The organism is Arcicella sp. BE140, assembly GCF_031456255.1.
Lineage (GTDB): Bacteria > Bacteroidota > Bacteroidia > Cytophagales > Spirosomataceae > Arcicella > Arcicella aquatica.
The window spans coordinates 74903-95087 of sequence record NZ_JAVDUE010000017.1; the positions used below are offsets into that span (position 1 = coordinate 74903).

General features: G+C 35.2%; 13 protein-coding genes. 3 read left to right on the top strand and 10 right to left on the bottom strand.

Going from position 1 to position 20185, the window contains the following annotated elements; translation table 11 throughout:
• Positions 1 to 27: 27 nt before the first annotated feature.
• Positions 28 to 1338, bottom strand: a complete 1311-nt coding sequence (locus tag J2Y60_RS19980) for an Nramp family divalent metal transporter (protein ID WP_309922972.1) — start codon at positions 1336 to 1338, stop codon at positions 28 to 30.
• Positions 1339 to 1514: 176 nt separating this feature from the next.
• Between J2Y60_RS19980 and J2Y60_RS19985 the strand changes: the two genes are divergently transcribed.
• Entirely contained in the window at positions 1515 to 2180 is a 666-nt protein-coding gene (locus tag J2Y60_RS19985; RefSeq protein WP_309922974.1) for a metal-dependent transcriptional regulator, read from the top strand.
• Positions 2181 to 2606: 426 nt separating this feature from the next.
• Here the strand turns inward: J2Y60_RS19985 and eutC are convergent, their stop codons facing one another.
• The 5 genes from eutC to J2Y60_RS20010 all read right to left on the bottom strand — a co-directional run bounded on the left by eutC (position 2607) and on the right by J2Y60_RS20010 (position 10572).
• On the bottom strand, positions 2607 to 3362 hold the full coding sequence (gene eutC, locus J2Y60_RS19990) for an ethanolamine ammonia-lyase subunit EutC (protein ID WP_309922976.1): 756 nt from the start codon (positions 3360 to 3362) through the stop codon (positions 2607 to 2609).
• A gap of 129 nt (positions 3363 to 3491) precedes the next feature.
• Positions 3492 to 6839, bottom strand: coding sequence for a TIR domain-containing protein (locus tag J2Y60_RS19995; protein WP_309922978.1), 3348 nt, complete (start codon positions 6837 to 6839; stop codon positions 3492 to 3494).
• 15 nt (positions 6840 to 6854) lie between these two features.
• Complete coding sequence (locus J2Y60_RS20000) at positions 6855 to 7820, bottom strand: hypothetical protein (protein WP_309922980.1); 966 nt, start codon at positions 7818 to 7820, stop codon at positions 6855 to 6857.
• A gap of 2 nt (positions 7821 to 7822) precedes the next feature.
• A complete protein-coding gene (locus tag J2Y60_RS20005) occupies positions 7823 to 8989 on the bottom strand; it encodes a toll/interleukin-1 receptor domain-containing protein (protein ID WP_309922982.1) in 1167 nt (388 codons plus the stop codon).
• A 206-nt stretch (positions 8990 to 9195) separates the two neighbouring features.
• On the bottom strand, positions 9196 to 10572 hold the full coding sequence (locus J2Y60_RS20010) for an ethanolamine ammonia-lyase subunit EutB (protein WP_309922984.1): 1377 nt from the start codon (positions 10570 to 10572) through the stop codon (positions 9196 to 9198).
• Positions 10573 to 10790: 218 nt separating this feature from the next.
• Between J2Y60_RS20010 and J2Y60_RS20015 the strand changes: the two genes are divergently transcribed.
• Positions 10791 to 13601, top strand: coding sequence for an insulinase family protein (locus J2Y60_RS20015; protein ID WP_309922986.1), 2811 nt, complete (start codon positions 10791 to 10793; stop codon positions 13599 to 13601).
• Between the two features lie 128 nt (positions 13602 to 13729).
• Here the strand turns inward: J2Y60_RS20015 and J2Y60_RS20020 are convergent, their stop codons facing one another.
• A complete protein-coding gene (locus J2Y60_RS20020; protein WP_309922988.1) occupies positions 13730 to 15154 on the bottom strand; it encodes a TlpA disulfide reductase family protein in 1425 nt (474 codons plus the stop codon).
• Between the two features lie 230 nt (positions 15155 to 15384).
• Here J2Y60_RS20020 and J2Y60_RS20025 point away from each other — a divergent pair, with 230 nt between their 5' ends.
• Positions 15385 to 16923, top strand: coding sequence for a YifB family Mg chelatase-like AAA ATPase (locus tag J2Y60_RS20025; protein WP_309922991.1), 1539 nt, complete (start codon positions 15385 to 15387; stop codon positions 16921 to 16923).
• Between the two features lie 43 nt (positions 16924 to 16966).
• Here the strand turns inward: J2Y60_RS20025 and J2Y60_RS20030 are convergent, their stop codons facing one another.
• The 3 genes from J2Y60_RS20030 to murC all read right to left on the bottom strand — a co-directional run bounded on the left by J2Y60_RS20030 (position 16967) and on the right by murC (position 20081).
• Entirely contained in the window at positions 16967 to 17608 is a 642-nt protein-coding gene (locus J2Y60_RS20030; RefSeq protein ID WP_309922993.1) for a transposase, read from the bottom strand.
• A 95-nt stretch (positions 17609 to 17703) separates the two neighbouring features.
• Positions 17704 to 18483, bottom strand: a complete 780-nt coding sequence (gene trpA / locus J2Y60_RS20035) for a tryptophan synthase subunit alpha (protein WP_309922996.1) — start codon at positions 18481 to 18483, stop codon at positions 17704 to 17706.
• 236 nt (positions 18484 to 18719) lie between these two features.
• Positions 18720 to 20081, bottom strand: coding sequence for a Mur ligase family protein (gene murC, locus J2Y60_RS20040; RefSeq protein WP_309922998.1), 1362 nt, complete (start codon positions 20079 to 20081; stop codon positions 18720 to 18722).
• Between the last annotated feature and the right edge of the window lie 104 nt (positions 20082 to 20185).

Here is a 20185-nt window from a genome sequence, read left to right on the forward strand (position 1 = left end):
GCTTAGTTAATTTTGCAATACAAATAACTAAAAAATAGTATCCCAAAGCAAATATCCGTTTAATACAATGATGATAATTGCTACTATCCAAGAGCAAATTTTCATCAATTTGGAATTAACAAATTCGCCCATTTGGGTTTTATCATTTGTGAAAAGAATCAGAGGTACTACTGCAAAACTAAGCTGTAATGATAATATCACTTGGCTAAGTACTAATAATTCTCCCGTCCCTTTTTCTCCATACAATATTGTTACCACTAAAGCGGGAATCACTGCTATTAAGCGTGTTATTAGTCTTCTCAGCCAAGGCTTTAATCTCAAATTCAAAAAGCCTTCCATCACGATTTGCCCTGCTAAAGTTCCCGTTAACGTAGAGTTTTGTCCAGAAGCCAATAACGCTACAGCAAAAAATATTCCAGCAAACTTTACGCCCAAAACAGGGTCGAGCAAGTGATAAGCATCGTTGATATCTGCCACATTTTGATTTCCTGTATGGTGGAACGTAGCCGCAGAAATGATTAAAATAGCAGCGTTGATAAAGAATGCTATTGATAATGATAAGTTTGAGTCTATCGTCGCAAAAAAGATGGCCGAGCGTTTCCCTTCACTATTTTTTTCAAAATTTCGGGTTTGTACAATACTAGAATGTAGGTATAAATTATGAGGCATTACCGTAGCGCCCAAAATACCAATGGCCACGTACAACATTTCAGGATTAGTCAGTATTTCGGGTTTAGGTAAAATATTCCCAAAAATTTCTTTGATGGAAGGTTGAGATACAAATATCTCATACCCAAAACAACAAAAAATCATAAAGATTAATCCAGCCACAATAGATTCTAGTGTTCTAAAGCCCTTTCCTTGGAAATATAACAGTACCAAGACATCCAAAACGGTAATCACTACTCCTACTGTGAGCGGTAAGCCAAAAAGCAAATTAATGGCTATGGCCGAGCCTATGACTTCTGCTAAATCGCAAGCGGCAATAGCAATCTCACACAAAACCCATAATGTTATGGCAACAGGTTTTGAATACGCATGTCTACAGGCCTGAGCTAGGTCTCGTCCTGTGGCAATTCCTAATTTTAATGATAGATGCTGTAGGAGCATCGCAAAAATATTGGAAATAAGGATTACCGAAATGAGTGTGTAGCCAAATTTTGCCCCCCCCGCAATATCTGTTGCCCAGTTTCCAGGGTCCATATAACCCACTGCAACCATCAAGCCTGGGCCTGTAAAAGCCCATAATTTTTTGGAAAAAGAACCTGTTTTAGGCACATGTATTGAACCATATACTTCTGGTAACGACTGATTTATAATTGTATTCTTAAGGTCCATGCTGAATATTGTATTAAATTGTAAGGTATGTCTCAGATATATGATGTAAATTTATTTTTTGTCAACTACAATTCAAAATATTTTTTTAGATTAATCTAAAATTTATTTTTTCGCTTATTAAATAATATCTTTGTCATAGAAACAACTACTATTATTGCCTTCAAAGAATATTCGTCATGACTTCATTTACGGAAGAAAACTACCTTAAAATAATTTATAAGCTTTCTGCGGAAACTGGCAGTGAAGTCAGCACAAATGCTGTGGCAGAACTGACGCTTACAAAGGCAGCATCTGTTTCGGATATGCTTAGAAAACTTTCTGAAAAACAACTGGTTAACTACCAAAAATATCAAGGTGTGAGGCTAACAGAGTTGGGCGAGGCTGTGGCATTAAAGGTGATTAGAAAACACCGTTTATGGGAAGTTTTTTTAGTTGAGAAATTAGGCTTTAATTGGGATGAAGTACATGAAATTGCAGAGCAATTAGAACATATTGATTCAGAAGAGTTGGTTGAAAGACTTGACGAATTTTTAGGCTTTCCAAAGTTTGATCCACACGGTGACCCAATTCCAGATACTTTCGGAGTGATGCCTGAATTACGCTATCAAAATCTATCAGAAATTGCAGTCGGACAGCATGTTGTAATGGTTGGTGTGTCTGAACACTCCCCTACTTTTTTACAGTACTTGGCCAAGATAGGGCTAACCTTAGGTTGTCATATTGTCGTAAAAGAATTGAATGAATTTGATAAATCGCTATGCGTTAGTCTTGGCGAAGCCCCTAGTCTTTTCATCAGTCACGAAGTAGCCAAGAATCTGTTAGTAAAGAGTATCAAAAATTGATTTTGAATTAAAAGCATAAAAAAACCTAATAACGCCGCCACGTTATTAGGTTAAAAAATCTGCGTTCGAAGAACACATTACAAAGATAGAAAAAATGGAGTTTAAGTCAAGCATTTTTAAAGAATTCCTTGTATAAACTTATAAAATATTACACGAACCAAGAATATTTCTTTATGAACTCCTCGAATTTGTTTACGAAACGCCAAAATCTTTCTACTTAAATTTTATAAATTAGTTTTTTTGATAATTAATTGCTAGCAAGCAACTCATCTTTACAAAACTATTTTCAGATTTAATATTATATTTTCTTGTTTATAATATTAACTTATGTTAATTCATTAAAACAATCATGCTTATCTCTTTTTTTACCTCTTATTACCCATCATAATTATAGTATCTATGTCCCGCATAAAAAGACTCAATTTTTTAAAGTAATTTATAATTAGCCATTTCATCTTTTAGCTGTACACCACTTATTTTTTTCCCTTTTATTTCATTTAACAAATAAAAAATCTTTTCTGTGGCTAACACATAGTTTAATCCTTCTGGACGAATATTAGAGACACAATTTCTACTTTCATCCGTCAGTCCCACTTGAGGTTGGTAAGTAATATAAGCACCCATACTATCTGCTGAAGTAAGCCCAGGGCGTTCGCCAATTAAAATAACTACGATGCTTGCCTTTAATAAAAAGCCTATTTCATCAGCAATGGCTACTCTCCCTTGTTCAACGATACAAATCGGTGCAATCTTCCAATTATCAGCTTGAAGTTTCGGAAGTAATAACTGTAAAAAAGGGAGGGAATGTTCATTAATGGCTTTCGCCGAGAGTCCATCGGCAATGACAAAACAAATATCAGCTTCAGTGGACTCTTTTTTACTCAACGTTTCTCTGGATAGTTGGCTGATAGTTCTTCCTAAGTCGGGACGTTGAAGATATTGTGAACGAGACTTTACCTCACTTTGTAACGGTAATACTTCTATCTTAAAATTTAACATAAAAGCCTCTTGTAAACTGCTTATCTGTATTTCAGAATAAACGGCATCTCTTGCCTGAGCATGGTCAGATTGAAATTTCAATAATTCAGCCGTTGGCAAACTATGCCCAGCTCGCCCACGAGCGATCCGGGCAGGTGTATAGTTTTGTAAAAATTGCCATTGGTCGGCTTTGTTGATTTCCATGTTGTGATTCATTGAATGATTTAATGAATGAACGATTTAGTGATTAATCATTGAATTAAGAAAATTATTGTCTAATTCTATTGATAGCAACAGCAAAAAACTCCTCACTCTCCACTCTAAACTCATCACTCAATCAACTCCATATTTCTTCTTTGTCTCCTCATCCAAAGGCAATAAATACACTTTGCCAAAAACCTTAATCCATTCTTGTATTTCCTCATATTTGTAATCCAACTCTTCGCCATCTCCATAACTCATCAAATTATCCTGTTGTGTTTGTAAATCTGTTTTAACAATGGCTTTGCCAGCCGTGACATAGAGATAGCGATTGTCTATAATATCAATATCTGTTGGTACTTTATTTAACCATAAAGTTTGGATTAATTTGCCTGTGGCTACTTCGAAAGTTTTTACTTGGTGTTGGCTTACTTGGGTAATTGATAAAAATTTGCCATTTCCTGAAAACCTTAATAGCTTATGATTTTTTATCTCTTTTAAATAGTAATGAAGTTTACCTTCCGTCAATAACCATACTTTATAATTATGATATTTATCTACTGTTAAAAGCCATTTAGTATCTGGAGAAAAATAGGTAACAATAATATTTTTTTCCTCTTTTAAAAAGTGAGCTTGCCTCTTATTACTCATAGACCAAATTTTGTGAGTACCTCCCAATAATTTATCTACTGTTACTAGCCATTTTGTGTCTGGTGAAAAATCGACATAACTAATATTTTTTTCCTCTTTTAAAAAGTCATAAAGTATTCCCTTTCCCATCGACCAGACTTGATTATTATTATTCATATCCCAAGTTACTAACCATTTACTATCGGGTGAAAAATGAAAATCCCTAATGCCTTGCTCTTGTTTTAAAAAGCTCTGGGCAAGCTCTTTTTCCATCAACCAAAATTTGGCTATGCCATCGTTGTATTTTGTTACCAGCCATTTATTATCGGGCGAAAAATAGACACTACGGATGCTTTGATTCTGTTTTAAAAAGTTTAGTTCAAGTTCTTTTTCCATCGACCAGACTTTGACGATATCATCATTATATTTTGTTATTAGCCATTTACTATCAGGGGAAAAAAAAGCATCAATAATATTTTTCTCCTCTTTTAAGAAATCATGTTTAAGCCCTTTTTCCATCGACCAGACTTTGACTGTACCATCGTTATATCTTGTTATCAGCCATTTACTATCAGGGGAAAAAGAAGCACTACGAATGCTTTGCTCCTCTTTTAAGAAATCATAAGGTATCACTTTGGAGTCTTGCAAGACTTGAACATGATTATTCTCATCTATTATTACAGTCCATTTTCTATTAGGCGAAAAATAGATAGAATTTATGATTTTCTTATTATTCAAAAAATTGACTTGGATACCATTATCCACTTGCCATGCTTTGATAATTCTGTTATCATTTTTTGTTATAAACCATTTGCTACCAGAGAAAAAATAAGTATCATCAATGTTTTTCTCATCCTTTAAAAAAGAAACTTGTTGCATTTTTTCAACTTGATATACTTTGAACTGGTTATTTATATTCCATATTACTAACCATTTACTATCGGGTGAAAAATACACATCCTCAATATTTTTCTCTTCTTTTAAAAAGTCATAAAGTAGCCCCTTATCCACTTGCCATACCTTGGCAGTACCATTTACATCACATGTTACAAGCCATTTTCTATTAGATGAAGAATAAAGAGAATGAAGATTAGTCTCTCTTCTTAAAAAGTCGACTTGTACACCCTTATCCACTTGCCATACTTTGGCTCTACTTCTGCTCATAAAATCATAATCATCAAGTGTTACTAACCACTTATCATTAAGATTCAAAGAAAAATAGGCATCTTTTATTTCTACTTCGTCTTTTAAAAATTTAGCCTGAATTCCATTATCTACTTGCCATACTTTAACATTATCATTTTCACTTCTTGTTATCAGCCATTTACTATCAGGGGAAAAAGTAGCAGAATTAATATTTTTCTCCTCTTTTAAAAAGTCATAAAGTATTCGCTTATCCATCGACCAGATTTTGACAGTACCATCTTTGTACTTTGTTAAGAGCCATTTACTATCAGGGGAAAAAGTAGCAGAATTAATATTTTTCTCCTCTTTTAAAAAGTCATAAAGTATTCGCTTATCCATCGACCAGATTTTGACAGTACCATCTTTGTACTTTGTTAAGAGCCATTTACTATCAGGGGAAAAAGTAGCAGAATTAATATTTCTCTCCTCTTTTAAAAAGTCATAAAGTATTTCTTTTTCCACTGACCAGACTTTGTAATCATTTTCACCTCTTGTTACAAGCCATTTACTATCAGGGGAAAAATCGGCATTAAGAATGCTTTTCTCCAGCCTTAAAAAGGCTGCTTGCTGACACTTAGCTAGCGACAATACGTTACAATCTCCATTCTTATCTGTTGTTACCATCCATTTACTATCGGAAGAAAAATATATATGACTGATATTTCTCTCTTCTTTTAGAAAGTCATAAAGCACTCCCATATTTACTTGCCATACTTTGGTATCTTGGTTCTCATTTACAGTTACGAGCCATTTACTATCAGGAGAAAAATAAGCATCACGAATATTTTCCTCCTCTTTTAAAAAATCAGGTTGTTGACTCTTGTCTAATGTACAAATGTTGCTGTATCCATTCTTATCTTCTGTTACAAGCCATTTACTATCAGGAGAAAATGAGACTCTTGCAGCCTTTTCAAACCTTCTTTTTTCTTGCCACTGATGAATATTGCTTTGATTAAACAACCTTTCAAATACTTCATTTATAGTTTGTAATGCTGTTACATCGTTGGTTTTATGCAAGGCTCCTTCCAATAATGCTATTCCTTGTATAGGATTGAGCTTATCTGCTTCTGATGCCCAATATAAAGCTGTTGTATTATTCTTTTCCAGTGTAGAGACCCACCCAAAAATACAACCAAATAGACTCAAAAGAATACAAATCACAACCCCCAAAATTATCGTTTTTTGGTTTACACTTCTAAAATTACGTTCCCTAACAATATCTTCAATTACTTCATTGGAGGGTTTCGAGCCTCTAAGATTTTCAAGTGTTTCTGGAATATAAACAAAACTGTTATTATTAGAAATTTTAGGGTTTTTAAACTTTGCCAAGGATTCATTGATATTAATGGCAATGATATTTTTGGAAAATGTTGTTATTTCTTCATCAATCCAATCTGTATTTCTAATACTTAAAGGTTCTGCCGCTTGTGGAGAAGCAATTAAAATCATTTTACGGCTTCGTCTTAGTCCTGTTTTAATCTCTTTGGGCAAAGCATTACCGGGAAGAATTTCAGATTCATCTACAAAGCAATAAATTCCTTTGCTAAATAGGCTGGATTCCAATGATTTCATATACCCATAAGCATCCGCCCTACGATATGAGATAAAATAGTCCCAACCAAAGAGCTTTATTTTTAGGCGGTCAAAAAAACTATAATTGTTCATACGTTTGTAACTGATTTATAGACAATTTCTAAGCCCCTTCATCACCAAATATATGGCTTCCATCAGATGATTCGTTTGAAATAGTCTTATATTTTCCTCTTCTGTAAGTCCATTATGAAGGTCTTTCCATGATAGATTTTGAAAGAAAGTATTGATTGCTTCAACTGATGGAATATTTGATGGGTCTTTTTCTTGATAGAGATGTTGTAAAGCCTTGTACTTTTCAGAAAAATAATCTTTGTGTTCGCTTGTAATTAATGTAGTCTTTTGGGTAATGCTCTGTATTAAACAACGAGTTGCTCCTCCAAACATTCCTATTAAATAGATTGGTTTTTGGGTTTTCAAACCCTCGTAAGCCTCCTCTATTATCCCTGCATAACAACCTATAAAACCTCCTAATTTACCACCCATTAATATCAGAGCATCACTTTTAAGATTCTTTTCTATACGCATTTTAGTTAAATTTTTTGCCCATAAAAAAGTATTCTCAATGGTATCATGAGAAACAATTTGATAGTCTTTTTCATCAAGTGAGAAGATGGCTTCTGGTTTAACCTTTACAATCCTCACTCTGTTTTTCTTAAATTTCACTTCTTGTTCTAAAGTAAGTGTACAATAAATTGGATATGAAAAATAGTTAATGAAAGGGGAATATTGAGCATCGTCTTTTACTCGATATTGAAAAGATAATTCTAAAAACTTTTCTAAAAAGCCATTTTTTCTTAAATCTCCACCATATACAATTGTTGCTCCTTGTACCAATAAGTGCCTTGTCAATTCAATAATAGAGTCTTGCAAATGTAATGATGACATTCCGAGTTCTTCTAAATCCTCAGAATCTGAAATAGAGAAGGCTATTCTTTTTCGATTTGGGGCTGCATTATTTGGACTAAGTGTGTTTAAATCAGTTTCTATCATTTCCAACAATTGCGTTGAAACCCCAGTAATATTGATTTCTTGCTTGTCTATATTAGTCTCCATCTTTATAAATATTGGAATGAGTGTGACGGTGTTACAAAATTGATGTCATTATTTACTTCATTAAGAATTTTTAGTTCCTCATTACCTAATGGTGGGTCAGGATATAAAACTAAGACAGGTTTATCGGTATTTTCTTGACGAAGCTTTAAAATATCAAGGTAATTAAACAGCTCTGGGGGATTACTTAGAATATGACAATGATATTTTTTTTCTAAATTATAAAGAGTGATATGTTTTTCTAAAAACTTTTGAGCAAACAGGTTTACCAATACTTGGATAATTGCTAAATCTATAATATCATTAAAACTACCATTCCATTTGATGGTGGGGACATTTCCCAAATAAGGAAAACTTCTTCTTTCTTGTTTTTGTATATGATGAACAACAACGATGGGACACTTTTTCCTTTTGGCAGTAGATACTTCAATCTGACACCATTCTCTTGTAGAATAAGCATCCGTGAGAAAGACTATCATGGCAGTATTTTTATCAATATTGCGATTGATTTCATCAGAGAAATCATATCCATCTGCTATATCATTGGTATCAAAAAAGGTATTGGCTTTTAAATTGTTTTCAATGTAATTCTTGAAACTAATCGCCAATTCTTCTCCATCTGCTTTGGCATGGCTTAAAAAAAGCTTTACGGGCGGTCTTGGTGTAATTACTGTGTTTGTTTTTACGACTTCGTTAACAGATTGAAGGTCTAACATCATTCTGGCAATATCATGCAATAACCTACTTTTAAGTATTTCCCATTGTTTATCTAAATCATTAGTTTTCATCAAATTGATACTTTGAAAGCGGGGAAACTTTTTCTCTTCCAGAAAATAATTGGAGACAGAAGACAGTTCAACAGGGTAAATACGATTATTCTCATCTAAATTCGAAAGGAGATTTGATACATATTCTTCCCAAATAGCATCATTAAACATATTATTGTCTATTAATAAAACAATAGCATTTTTATCTGACTCTTGAAAATTAATAGAAAGGATTTCATTGTTTCTATTAGCCTTATTTCTATAAAACACAGGGATATTTAAGTTTCTACTTAATACATAATCAGTATCTCTATTGAAATTTTGATAGATTTTATTAGCAAAAAAAAGTCCATCACTAAAATTAGGATGCCATAAGACATATATTGCCAGAGGAGAAGTATACATTTTGGGGGCTTTTATTGATAACTAAAATTGGAGTGCATTGGATACAAATATGCTATCTATATCCAATGCACTCCAATTTACTGAAATAAAAAAATAAAAGCTTAAAGAATTTCTTAATTTTATTATGCGGTAAAAGCAATGTTTATCAAGGCTTTATAAAACATTAAAGGGGGATTGCATCTTATGATATGTTAATTTTAGTTTTACTACTTCTCTAAATACAAGGCATTGATTAATTGTTTATTCCCCGATTTCAAACGCATATTTTCATCAAAAATATTCATTTTCATAAGCCAATCTTCAAACTCTGGGGCGGGTCTTAGACCTAGCAGATGTCGGATATAAAGCGCATCGTGAAAAGACGTACTTTGGTAATGCAGCATCACATCGTCTGCACCGGGAACGCCCATGATAAAATTACAACCTGCTGCCCCTAACAGGGTCAACAACGTATCCATATCGTCTTGGTCGGCTTCGGCATGGTTGGTATAACAAACATCTACACCCATGGGTAGCCCTAACAATTTTCCACAAAAATGGTCTTCAAGTCCTGCCCGTATAATCTGTTTGCCATTATACAAATACTCAGGGCCAATAAAGCCTACTACCGTATTGACTAATAAAGGATTGAAATGCCTTCCTACTGCATACGCACGGGTTTCGCAAGTTTGCTGGTCTAAGCCATGATGAGCATTTGCCGAAAGCGAACTCCCCTGCCCTGTTTCAAAGTACATTAAATTATTGCCTAGTGTACCACGCTTCAAAGAAAGTCCTGCTTCATAGCCTTCTTGTAAAATATTCAAGTTTACACCAAACGAAGTATTGGTCGCTTCTGTGCCTCCAATAGACTGAAATACTAAATCGACGGGAGCATTTTGTTCTATCGCTTGAATGGTCGTAGTGATATGGCTAAGAATACAAGACTGCATCGGAATATCAAAGCGTTGACGAACACCATCCAGCATTTCGAGCAAGCGAATCACCGTAGGGACATTATCAGTAGCTGGATTGATGCCAATGACGGCATCGCCACTGCCATAAAAAAGTCCATCAATCATACTGGCGGCAATGCCTTTAAAATCGTCAGTGGGATGATTGGGTTGTAATCGCGTTGAGAAATGTCCTTTTAGACCGATGGTATTTCTGAACTGCGTAATTACTTCACATTTTGAAGCAACAGTGACCAAGTCTTGAATGCGCATTAATTTACTAACGGCCGCTACCATTTCGGGCGTTAATCCTCTTTGTAAAGCTTGGAGAACCTTAGTGTCGGTAGTTTCTTCCAACAAAAAATTTCTAAAATCTCCTACGGTTAAATGACTGATTTGGCTAAACGCTTTTATATCATGGGTATCAATGATTAACCGTGTAATTTCATCTTGTTCGTAAGGCACTAAGTGTTCAGTCAAAAACGTTTTCAGAGGCACCTCTGCTAAGGCCATTTGTGCTGCTACACGTTCTTCGGCTGAATAGGCAGCAACGCCTGCTAATTCATCTCCAGAACGCAAAGGACTGGCCTTTGCCATCAAGTTTTTTAGGTCTGCAAAGTGATAAATATGGTTTCGAATACAGGCTTGATACATTGGTTATCATTTTTAGCTTAGTCAATACAAAGAAACGTTTTTTTATCATTCACCCTATGATAATTTTTTTATATCAACCCCGTTATTCTACATCGGTAATGCTAACTTGCATTTTTATTAAATTAGTCGAGTTTGTATTTATTATTTGTATAACCCCAAAATACAATAAACATTAAACAAGCACCCTCTCTAAGGGGTTAAGAGAGTCCTCTATTGCCATGAAAAAAGTTACTACCCTTATCGCTGTTGTAGCACTGAGTTTTATCTCGGGTTTTACAGTGATGGCTCAAGAAGATTTGAGTAAAAAGCTTCTTCCAATGGACCCAAAAGTAAAAGTTGGGGTTCTTCCAAACGGACTTAAGTATTATATCATGAAAAACGCTGAGCCTAAAAATAGAGCACAGTTGCGTTTGATGGTAAAAGCGGGTTCTGTATTGGAAAATGATGAGCAACAAGGCCTTGCTCACTTTATGGAACACATGAATTTTAATGGAACGAAAAACTTTCCGAAAAACGAGTTAGTTGATTTCCTGCAAAAATCTGGTGTCCGTTTTGGGGCAGATTTGAATGCTTACACAAGTTTTGATGAAACGGTGTATATGTTACCCGTTCCAACAGATTCGATAGAAGTATTCAAAAAGGGAATTCAAATTCTGGAAGACTGGGCTCATAACGCTACCTTAGACCCTACCGAAATTGATAAAGAAAGAGGCGTTGTATTAGAAGAATCTCGTACAGGCAAAGGAGCTCAGGCACGTATGCGTGATAAATTCTTCCCTATCATTCTAAACAATTCGCAATATGCCAAACGCTTGCCTATTGGTAAAGATGATATTCTAAAGAACTTCAAGTATGATGTGCTAAAACAATTTCATCAAGATTTCTATCGCCCAGATTTAGAAGCTGTAGCGGTAGTTGGTGATGTAGATGTAGCGATGGTAGAAAAAATGATTATCGAAAAATTTAGCGGTATTCAAAATCCTGCCAACGAAAAACCAAGAACAAAGTATAAAATTGATTTAAGCGGTAGTACAGATGTAGCCATCATCACCGACCCTGAGCAACCGAATACGATTGTCCAGATTATGAATAAGCAGGAAAAACGCAAAGACGTTACTTATCAAGACCGTCGTGAAGGAATGCTTCGTTCATTGTTCAATCAAATGCTTTCTGGACGTATCCAAGAGCTTACTCAAAAAGCTGACCCTCCTTTCCAATATGGTTATGCAGGTTATAGCGGTTTTTTAGGTAACCTAGATGCTTTCAACACCGTGGTTGTAGCCAAAGGTGGTAACGTAGAAAAAGGCTTAAAAGCCATATTAGAAGAAGTAGCTCGTGCTAAAAAATTCGGCTTTAATGCTTCTGAATTACAAAGAGCCAAAACTCAGTACATGGTAGGTCAGGAACAGGCTTATAAAGAAAAAGATAAGACTGATTCGGAACAATTGGTAGAAGGATTAGTAGGCGCTTTCTTAGAAGATGAAAACCTCACTTCAACTGAATTTGGGTATGAGTTTACCAAGCAATATTTGGAAGGTATAAAACTAGAAGAAGTAAATGCGTTGGGTAATTTATTGATTACAGATACCAACCGTGCCGTGATTTTGATGGCTCCTGAAAAAGACAAAGCTACCTTGCCTACAGAAGCTCAAATTAGAGAGTGGTTAAATTCTGCTGGAAAAGATGTGACAGCGTATGTTGACCAAACTGTCAACAAACCTCTGATTGCTAAATTGCCGACGGGCTCTAAAGTAATTGCTACTAAACAAATTCCAGAAGTGGGTCTTACAGAGTATACTTTTGCGAATGGAGTAAAGGCTGTTTTGAAACCAACAGATTTTAAAAATGATGAAATCTTGATTGGTGGTTATAGCTTTGGCGGGTCGAATTTATATGGTAATAAAGATGCTGATAATGCTCGTGTAGCATCTGCTATCGCTTCTATGGGTGGCTTAGGAGATTTCTCTACAGTAAACCTCCGTAAAGCCTTAACAGGCAAAGTAGCGAGGGTTAGTCCATTTGTTTCAGGAACGACAGAAGGCATCTCAGGATCTAGTAATCCCAAAGACTTAGAAACGGCATTGCAGTTATTGTATAGTTATTTTACCCAGCCTCGTTTTGATGCTGATGTAGTAAAAGGTTTCTTGGCAAATCAGCGTGATGCTTTGGCGAGTCAACAAAAAACTTTGACGCCTGAGAAAGTATATAGTGACTCTTTGACAGCGATTTTAAGTAACTACGCTCCTCGTAATTTACCAATGACGGTAGAAAGATTGGAGAAGATTGATGCTACTCGTGCTTTCCAGATTTATAAAGAACGCTTTGCAGATGCTTCTGACTTTACGTTTTTCTTTGTTGGGAATTTTAAAAATGAAGAAGTTAAACCTTTATTAGAAAAATATTTAGGAGGCTTACCATCAACTAAACGCAAGGAAACTTATAAAGATTTAGGTATTCGCCCACCAAAAGGAAAGGTTGAAAAAACACTTTATAAAGGTACAGAACCTAAAGCACGTGTAACATTGGTTTGGTCTGGTGACTTTGATGGTACTGCCGAAAGCGAAACACAGGTTGAAGCTTTATCAGAAGTATTGGAAATCAAATTGATTGAGAAATTAAGAGAGGAAGAATCAGGAGTATATGGTGTAGGTGTAAGTGGCAGTACTGCTAAGATTCCTGCTAAACGTTATAACTTCCGAATTGCTTTTGGTTGTGCCCCTGAAAATGTAGAGAAGTTGGTAGCTCGTACTTTGGCTGAAATTGAAAAAGTAAAAGAAAAAGGTGCTGAACAAACAGACATTGATAAGTTTAAGGTAGAAACGAAGCGTCAGACGGAAACACAATTGCGTGACAATGGTTTTTGGATGGGTTATTTACAATCTCAGTATCAAGAAGGTGACGATGTAAAATACATCTTGAAGGAAGAAGAAGCCCTTAAAAAAGTAACTGTTGAAAGTACTAAGACGGCGGCTAAAAAATACTTTGGTGATAATGTCATTAAAGTAATTATGTTGCCAGAGAAAAAGTAGTTTTTTGAAGACTAAAAGATTGTGAGACGTGAGGACAAAGGAAGAAATTCTTTTGTCCTCATTTTTTTGTTTTAGTCAATTAACAACGTAATCTAAACTCCGACCACGCAATGAATCAATCCCTACTCTTAATCAGTTTTCACATCTTTCAAAAACAAATCTATTTGCCATCTTAATGCTGGATTATGAGGCTGGATTGCATTGACTGTTATAAGGTTGCCATTAGCATCAATAATTATATATCTTGGTATCCATAAAGGCATTTTTTCACCAATCCTACGGGTTAATAAAAATTGAGTGAATTTATCTGACTGCCCTATCCAATAACTTCCTGAGCCTTCTTGAGATACGTCATAACGTTTAGATGCTTTTAACCACGCCTGTTTCTTTTTATCTATGGACAATGCTATAAAAGTGATGGGTTTCCCTTTGTAAAACTTAATATGTTCATTTAGGGGTTTCATTAGCATCAAACAAGGTGGACACCAACTTGCCCACATATCTATAAAAATTAGTTTCCCTTTGTTTTTATTGAGTAGTTCAGCCCATGTAATTGTATTTTTATCATCTTTTAGCAAGGTCTGTTTTAATACATAATCTGGATAAACGAAGTCCTTGTCATCTAATTTATCTTTTACATATTTTAAAAAGTATTCGTTTTTACAGAGGTTATAAAATGTAGCTACATTATCATAAAAATTAGCAGGGTTATATGGCTTGTTTATTCTAAGGATATAGGCCATCAAGAAATTTCGCTGGTCGCCCTTGAAATTTCTAACAGCAGAATTGAATTGTACTTGGAAATCATTTTTACCATTCAAAGAATCTCTGCACAAAAATTGATTATAGGAAAATAATGCTCTTTTATATTCTACTCCCGCAACTGTTGTATCTAATCCAAAAATCTCGTCTTTAAACTTTGTCAAACTATCAGTATACCATGTAGGGAAAAATTTCCATGATGTATTTCCATAAATGAAAGGTGATAGTAACTCTACCAAAGTAAAACATTTTATTTCTTGTTCTGTCGCTTGATAAAGTATAGTATTGGTGCTGTCCCTATACCTAGATAATACATTTAATTGTCGATGCATTTTGTTGAAAATACTTCCAATCAAAATTTCATATTCACTTTTTAACACATCCTGAACCTTATAGCCAGAATGTGTTGCAAGTTCTAAGCCTACCTCCTTTTCTAAGGCCGTAAGAACACCAAATAATGAGTCTGCCTTATTTACACATTCATAGGATGTTTTATCGGCTCTTTCTTTAAAAATTAAACTATCGTTTGGAAAAAGTAAAAACGGTGTCAGTTTCCTTTCCCAACCTATATAAACTTGAGTTGGATAGGATATATTAAAAGTAAAATTATTGGAACGACCTTTCCCAATTACTGTTGAGATTTGTTCAAGTAGATCATCATAATAGCGAACCTTATGATTCGAAGAAGTGTCTTGAATGATAACCTGTGTTGATTGCCCTACACAATCTGATAGACTTAAAATAGCAAGAATACAGGCAATAATTCCCTGACTGAAAAGAGTAGATTTCATTGTATTAAATTTGGTAGATATTAATTAGATGTATTGTAAATATATTAAAAATAAATTGTAATAATTAGTAGCACGAGTTTCCAACTCGTGGGTATGTCCCTTCACGAGTTGAAAACTCGTGCTACAAATCATTCATAATTATTCCCAATAACACAATCAAACAAAGTAAAACTATCTTATCTTTGTTTAGCCAATTATTTATTCAACTAAGTTCTATAAAACCACATTCTATGCTTGCAAAAACCTTCGGTAGTGCCGTTCATGGTGTTGATGCTACCATTATCACTGTTGAAGTGAGCGAAGGCCAAGGACAAAATTTCTTTATTGTTGGGCTTCCAGACGGAGCTGTTAAAGAATCTACTCATCGGGTGGAATCCGCCATCAAACAAACAGATTTTTTCTTTCCTCGTACCAAAGTTGTTGTAAACCTTGCTCCTGCTGATATCCGTAAAGAAGGTTCTGCTTATGATTTACCCATTGCTTTAGGGATTATCCATGCTTCTGGACAAAGTAATTTAAAAAGCCTTGAAGACTACGTAATTATGGGCGAATTAGCCTTGGATGGTGCTTTACGACCTATAAAAGGAGTTTTACCCATTGCTATTGAAGCCCGAAAAAAAGGTTTGAAAGGATTCATTCTTCCCATTGAAAATGCTTCAGAGGCTTCTATCGTCAACAATTTAGACATCATCGGTGTCAATACGTTAAGAGAAGCGGTTGATTTTTTGAAAGGAACGCTTCAGATAGAACCTTTGATTACTGATACGCGTGATATTTTCTTTAACTCTCAGAATGATTACGATGCAGACTTTTCGCACGTGCAAGGACAAGAAAATATTAAAAGAGCCTTAGAAATAGCGGCAGCTGGTGGGCATAATGTTATCATGATTGGCCCTCCCGGTGCTGGCAAAACCATGTTGGCAAAAAGGATTCCTTCTATCCTTCCTCCGCTTTCATTACAAGAAGCCTTGGAAACTACTAAGATACATTCTGTAGCAGGGAAACTAGGGACGAAAGCTTCCTTAATTTCTACACGGCCTTATCGTTCACCACATCATACTATTTCAGATGCGGCCTTGGTTGGTGGAGGAGGAAACCCACAGCCTGGAGAAATTTCATTAGCCCATAATGGCGTATTGTTTTTGGATGAATTACCAGAATTCAAACGCTCGGCTTTGGAAGTAATGCGTCAGCCTTTAGAAGAACGAAAAGTATCTATTTCTAGGGCAAGATGGGCAGTAGAATTCCCTTCAAGTTTTATGTTGATTGCTTCGATGAATCCTTGCCCTTGTGGTTATTACAATCACCCCGAAAAAGAATGTGTTTGTGGGCCTGGTGTAGTACAAAAATACCTTAATAAAATATCGGGACCATTATTAGATAGAATAGACCTTCATGTAGAAGTAACACCCGTGAAGTTTGAACAATTATCGTCTAACAGAAAATCTGAAAGTTCTACTGATATTCGAGAGAGGGTAATTAAAGCGAGAGAAATACAAACTGTTCGTTTTAAAGACCATCCTGCTATTTATTGTAATGCCATGATGCCTTCGCAAATGGTGAAAGAGATATGCGAAATTAATACGGCAGGCGTTGCTTTATTGAAAAAAGCGATGGAAAGATTACAACTTTCGGCACGAGCTTACGACCGTATTTTAAGAGTGGCTCGTACAATATCCGACTTAGCAGGCACAGAAGACATCCGTGCTGAACATCTAGCCGAAGCGATACAGTATAGAAGTTTGGATAGAGAGAACTGGGCGGGGTAATAAAAGGCAACGACTGTGGTGTATATGTCGTCATTTGCTTTCATTACATAATATCATTGTAAATCTCTTTGATATAAGACCATTTCCAGTCTTTTTTCGCTTGGCATAAACCTGCTTTAACAGGATTATTTAATACATAATTCAAAATTCGATGAAGTTCATCTCTATTACGTACCAGTCTATCATAACTTTCTCTTTGCCAAAACTGGCTGGTACGTTCTAAAATTTTATTACATTCAAAAGCCGAATAACGTTTGACGGAATGCATAAAATCTTCTAAATAAAATGGGGTGTCAGTTTCTGATTCATCAAATAAACGAACTACAACATGGACATGATTGGACATGATACAATACGCATATAATTCTATCTTTTTATTATCCCAAAAATGTAAAGAGTCAGCGACTATTTGAGCCATAGCATGACTTTTTAGGTAATGATTCCCCCCTTTATAAGTATTATAAAAGGTATCTCGTTTAGCAAAGTCTAGTCTTCCTAGTTTATCTAAATCATTTTCATAATTTTTGGAAAATTGAATAATATTAGCTTTTGCCCTAGCATATTCTTCTTTCCATTGTTCTAATACTGACTGAGGTATACTCCCATAAAGATTGTAGGTAACGAAGTATGTTCCACCAAGAGGTTGTAAATGAGGTAGACTTCTTCTATAGAACTGTTTTTTCATATTTTTTGAGTAGAACTGTATCTGTAGCACGAGTTTCCAACTCGTGCACAAAATACTATAAAGTGCACGAGTTGAAAACTCGTGCTACAGAATTGTTATAAACCCTTCACCATTTTTACAAAAGCTTTGGTATCTCCATCTAAATCTGTTGAATTACTTAGCATTTTAATAAATGCACTACCTATAATAGCTCCTGCTGCGTGTGAAGAGGCCTTTTTAAAGGTTTCATTATCCGAAATACCAAACCCTATCAGTCGTGGATTATTTAAATTCATACTGTTTACTCGTTCAAAATACTCTTCTTGGACATCCGAAATGCCTGATTTTGCCCCTGTAGTACTTGCCGACGAAACCATATAGATAAAACCGTGTGATACTTCGTCGATATGTCTGATTCTACTTTCGCTAGTTTGTGGCGTAATCAAGAAGATATTCAGAATACCATATTTATCAAAAATAGCTTTGTATTCTTCTTCATACACACTGGCAGGCATATCTGGCAAAATCAAGCCATCAACCCCAACTTCTTGGCATTTTTGGCAAAAAGCTTCTACCCCAAATTGTAAGACTGGATTAATATAACCCATCAATAAGATAGGCACACTAATACCTTCCTGACGGATACCTGCTAGTTGTTCAAACAAAAGCTTTACCGTCATTCCATTGTCGAGTGATACTTGGTTAGCTTGCTGGATAGTTTCTCCATCTGCCACAGGGTCTGAATAAGGCATCCCTATTTCTACTAAGTCCGCTCCGCTTTCTTGTAATGATTTCAAAATCAATTTAGTATCATTGATTTTCGGAAAGCCTGCTGTAAAATAAACGTTAAGTAAGTTATTCTTTTTTACTGAAAAAAGTGCTGAAATACGGTTCATGATATGGTTTACCTCACCCATCTCTCCTTTAGCATAGGATTATTAAGTTCTTGTGTTATCTACCCTATTTGAGAAAATACTATGTAAAAAATGAAATAATATTTTCTTAAAACGTGTGTTTTGATAATATAATTTTGAAAATCATTTACTATTAGCGGGTGACTTAAGTCACCCGCTAATAGTAAATGATTAGAACTTAATAACTATCCTTCAGAGATGAAATGAGGTGTTATTTTTTATTTTAAAATTCCTTGAGATAATTCTTTAAAATCAAGTCCATCGAAAGTCCCTGATGACATCATTAACAAATTACTGTTACGCCATCGCTCTGCTAATAGAAAATCTTTGAGGGAAGCATTATCTGTGAAAACTAATAAATTAGGGTTATTGAAATGGGTTTTAATATCCTCAGGCGTAATAGCTGGTAGTTTTTTATGTGCTAGCGTTTTCGGGCTAAAATACACGATGGCAACATCTGCGGCATTCAATTTGTTGGCATATTCTCCTAAAAAATCTTTGTTCAAACTACTAAAAGTATGTAGTTCTAAACAGGCTACCAATTTACGATGAGGAAATTGTGCTTTTACGGCCTTGGTCGTTGCTTCTACTTTAGAGGGTGCATGAGCAAAGTCTTTATAAATAATTGTCTCTGCATTTTCAGCGACCAATTCTAAGCGTTTGGCAGCACCTTTGAAAGATGGAATCGCTTGATAGAATTCATCCTCTTCAATACCAATCTGCGAAAGCACTAACTTAGCTCCATTCAAATTTTTTAGGTTATGCTCTCCGAATACTTCAATGGCTAACTCTTTCTTATCGGGCAAAATCAAAAATGTTTTGCCGTCTTTTACTTTATGCGGATGAGCTTTATAAGGAAACTTCTTAACGCTTTCGTATTCTTTTTCTCCAATTTTATTAACCAATTTGTCTGTTTCATCATAAATAAAACTACCTGCTTTGGGAAGCAAGTCTGCTAGTAATTCAAACTGATGTACATAATCGTTAAAATCTGGATAGACATTGATGTGGTCCCAAGCAATACCCGACATCAATACTACATGAGGGTGATAATGCAAAAATTTAGGCTGACGGTCGATAGGTGACGATAAGTATTCATCGCCCTCAATCACAATCACAGGTGCATCCGAAATGCTTGCCATCGTATCAAAACCTTCTATTCTCGCACCTACCATATAGTCGAATTTGCGATGATGGTATTTCAGTACGTGCAATATCATCGAAGTAATGGTTGTTTTTCCATGACTCCCCGCAATAACTACTCTTTGTTTATGTAAACTTTGGCTATAAATAAATTCAGGATACGAATAAATTTTTATGCCTAATTCTTGGGCTTTAGCTAATTCTGGATTATCTACCCGAGCGTGCATTCCTAAAATTACACAGTCTAAATCTCTCGTAATTTTATCAGGAAACCAGCCTATTTCGGCAGGAAGCAAACCTTTTTCCCCCAATAGGGTTCTAGAAGGCTCATAGATTTCATCATCCGAACCCGTAATATGATAGCCTTTATTATGTAAATCAATGGCTAAATTGTGCATCGCTGCACCTCCGATAGCAATAAAATGTATTTTTTTCATGAAACCTGTTTACGGAAAGTACTCCCCGTAGAAACTAATTCTAAAAACGGAACGTTAAATATAGAATAAATCCAATTTTTATGCTTGCAAAGGTCATACTTTTA

Bases quoted from the DNA above. Each gene is read 5' to 3' on its own strand.
- J2Y60_RS19980 (WP_309922972.1), bottom strand. From the start codon at position 1,338: ATGGACCTTAAGAATACAATTATAAATCAGTCGTTACCAGAAGTATAT.
- J2Y60_RS19985 (WP_309922974.1), top strand. From the start codon at position 1,515: ATGACTTCATTTACGGAAGAAAACTACCTTAAAATAATTTATAAGCTT.
- eutC (WP_309922976.1), bottom strand. From the start codon at position 3,362: ATGGAAATCAACAAAGCCGACCAATGGCAATTTTTACAAAACTATACA.
- J2Y60_RS19995 (WP_309922978.1), bottom strand. From the start codon at position 6,839: ATGAACAATTATAGTTTTTTTGACCGCCTAAAAATAAAGCTCTTTGGT.
- J2Y60_RS20000 (WP_309922980.1), bottom strand. From the start codon at position 7,820: ATGGAGACTAATATAGACAAGCAAGAAATCAATATTACTGGGGTTTCA.
- J2Y60_RS20005 (WP_309922982.1), bottom strand. From the start codon at position 8,989: ATGTATACTTCTCCTCTGGCAATATATGTCTTATGGCATCCTAATTTT.
- J2Y60_RS20010 (WP_309922984.1), bottom strand. From the start codon at position 10,572: ATGTATCAAGCCTGTATTCGAAACCATATTTATCACTTTGCAGACCTA.
- J2Y60_RS20015 (WP_309922986.1), top strand. From the start codon at position 10,791: ATGAAAAAAGTTACTACCCTTATCGCTGTTGTAGCACTGAGTTTTATC.
- J2Y60_RS20020 (WP_309922988.1), bottom strand. From the start codon at position 15,154: ATGAAATCTACTCTTTTCAGTCAGGGAATTATTGCCTGTATTCTTGCT.
- J2Y60_RS20025 (WP_309922991.1), top strand. From the start codon at position 15,385: ATGCTTGCAAAAACCTTCGGTAGTGCCGTTCATGGTGTTGATGCTACC.
- J2Y60_RS20030 (WP_309922993.1), bottom strand. From the start codon at position 17,608: ATGAAAAAACAGTTCTATAGAAGAAGTCTACCTCATTTACAACCTCTT.
- trpA (WP_309922996.1), bottom strand. From the start codon at position 18,483: ATGAACCGTATTTCAGCACTTTTTTCAGTAAAAAAGAATAACTTACTT.
- murC (WP_309922998.1), bottom strand. From the start codon at position 20,081: ATGAAAAAAATACATTTTATTGCTATCGGAGGTGCAGCGATGCACAAT.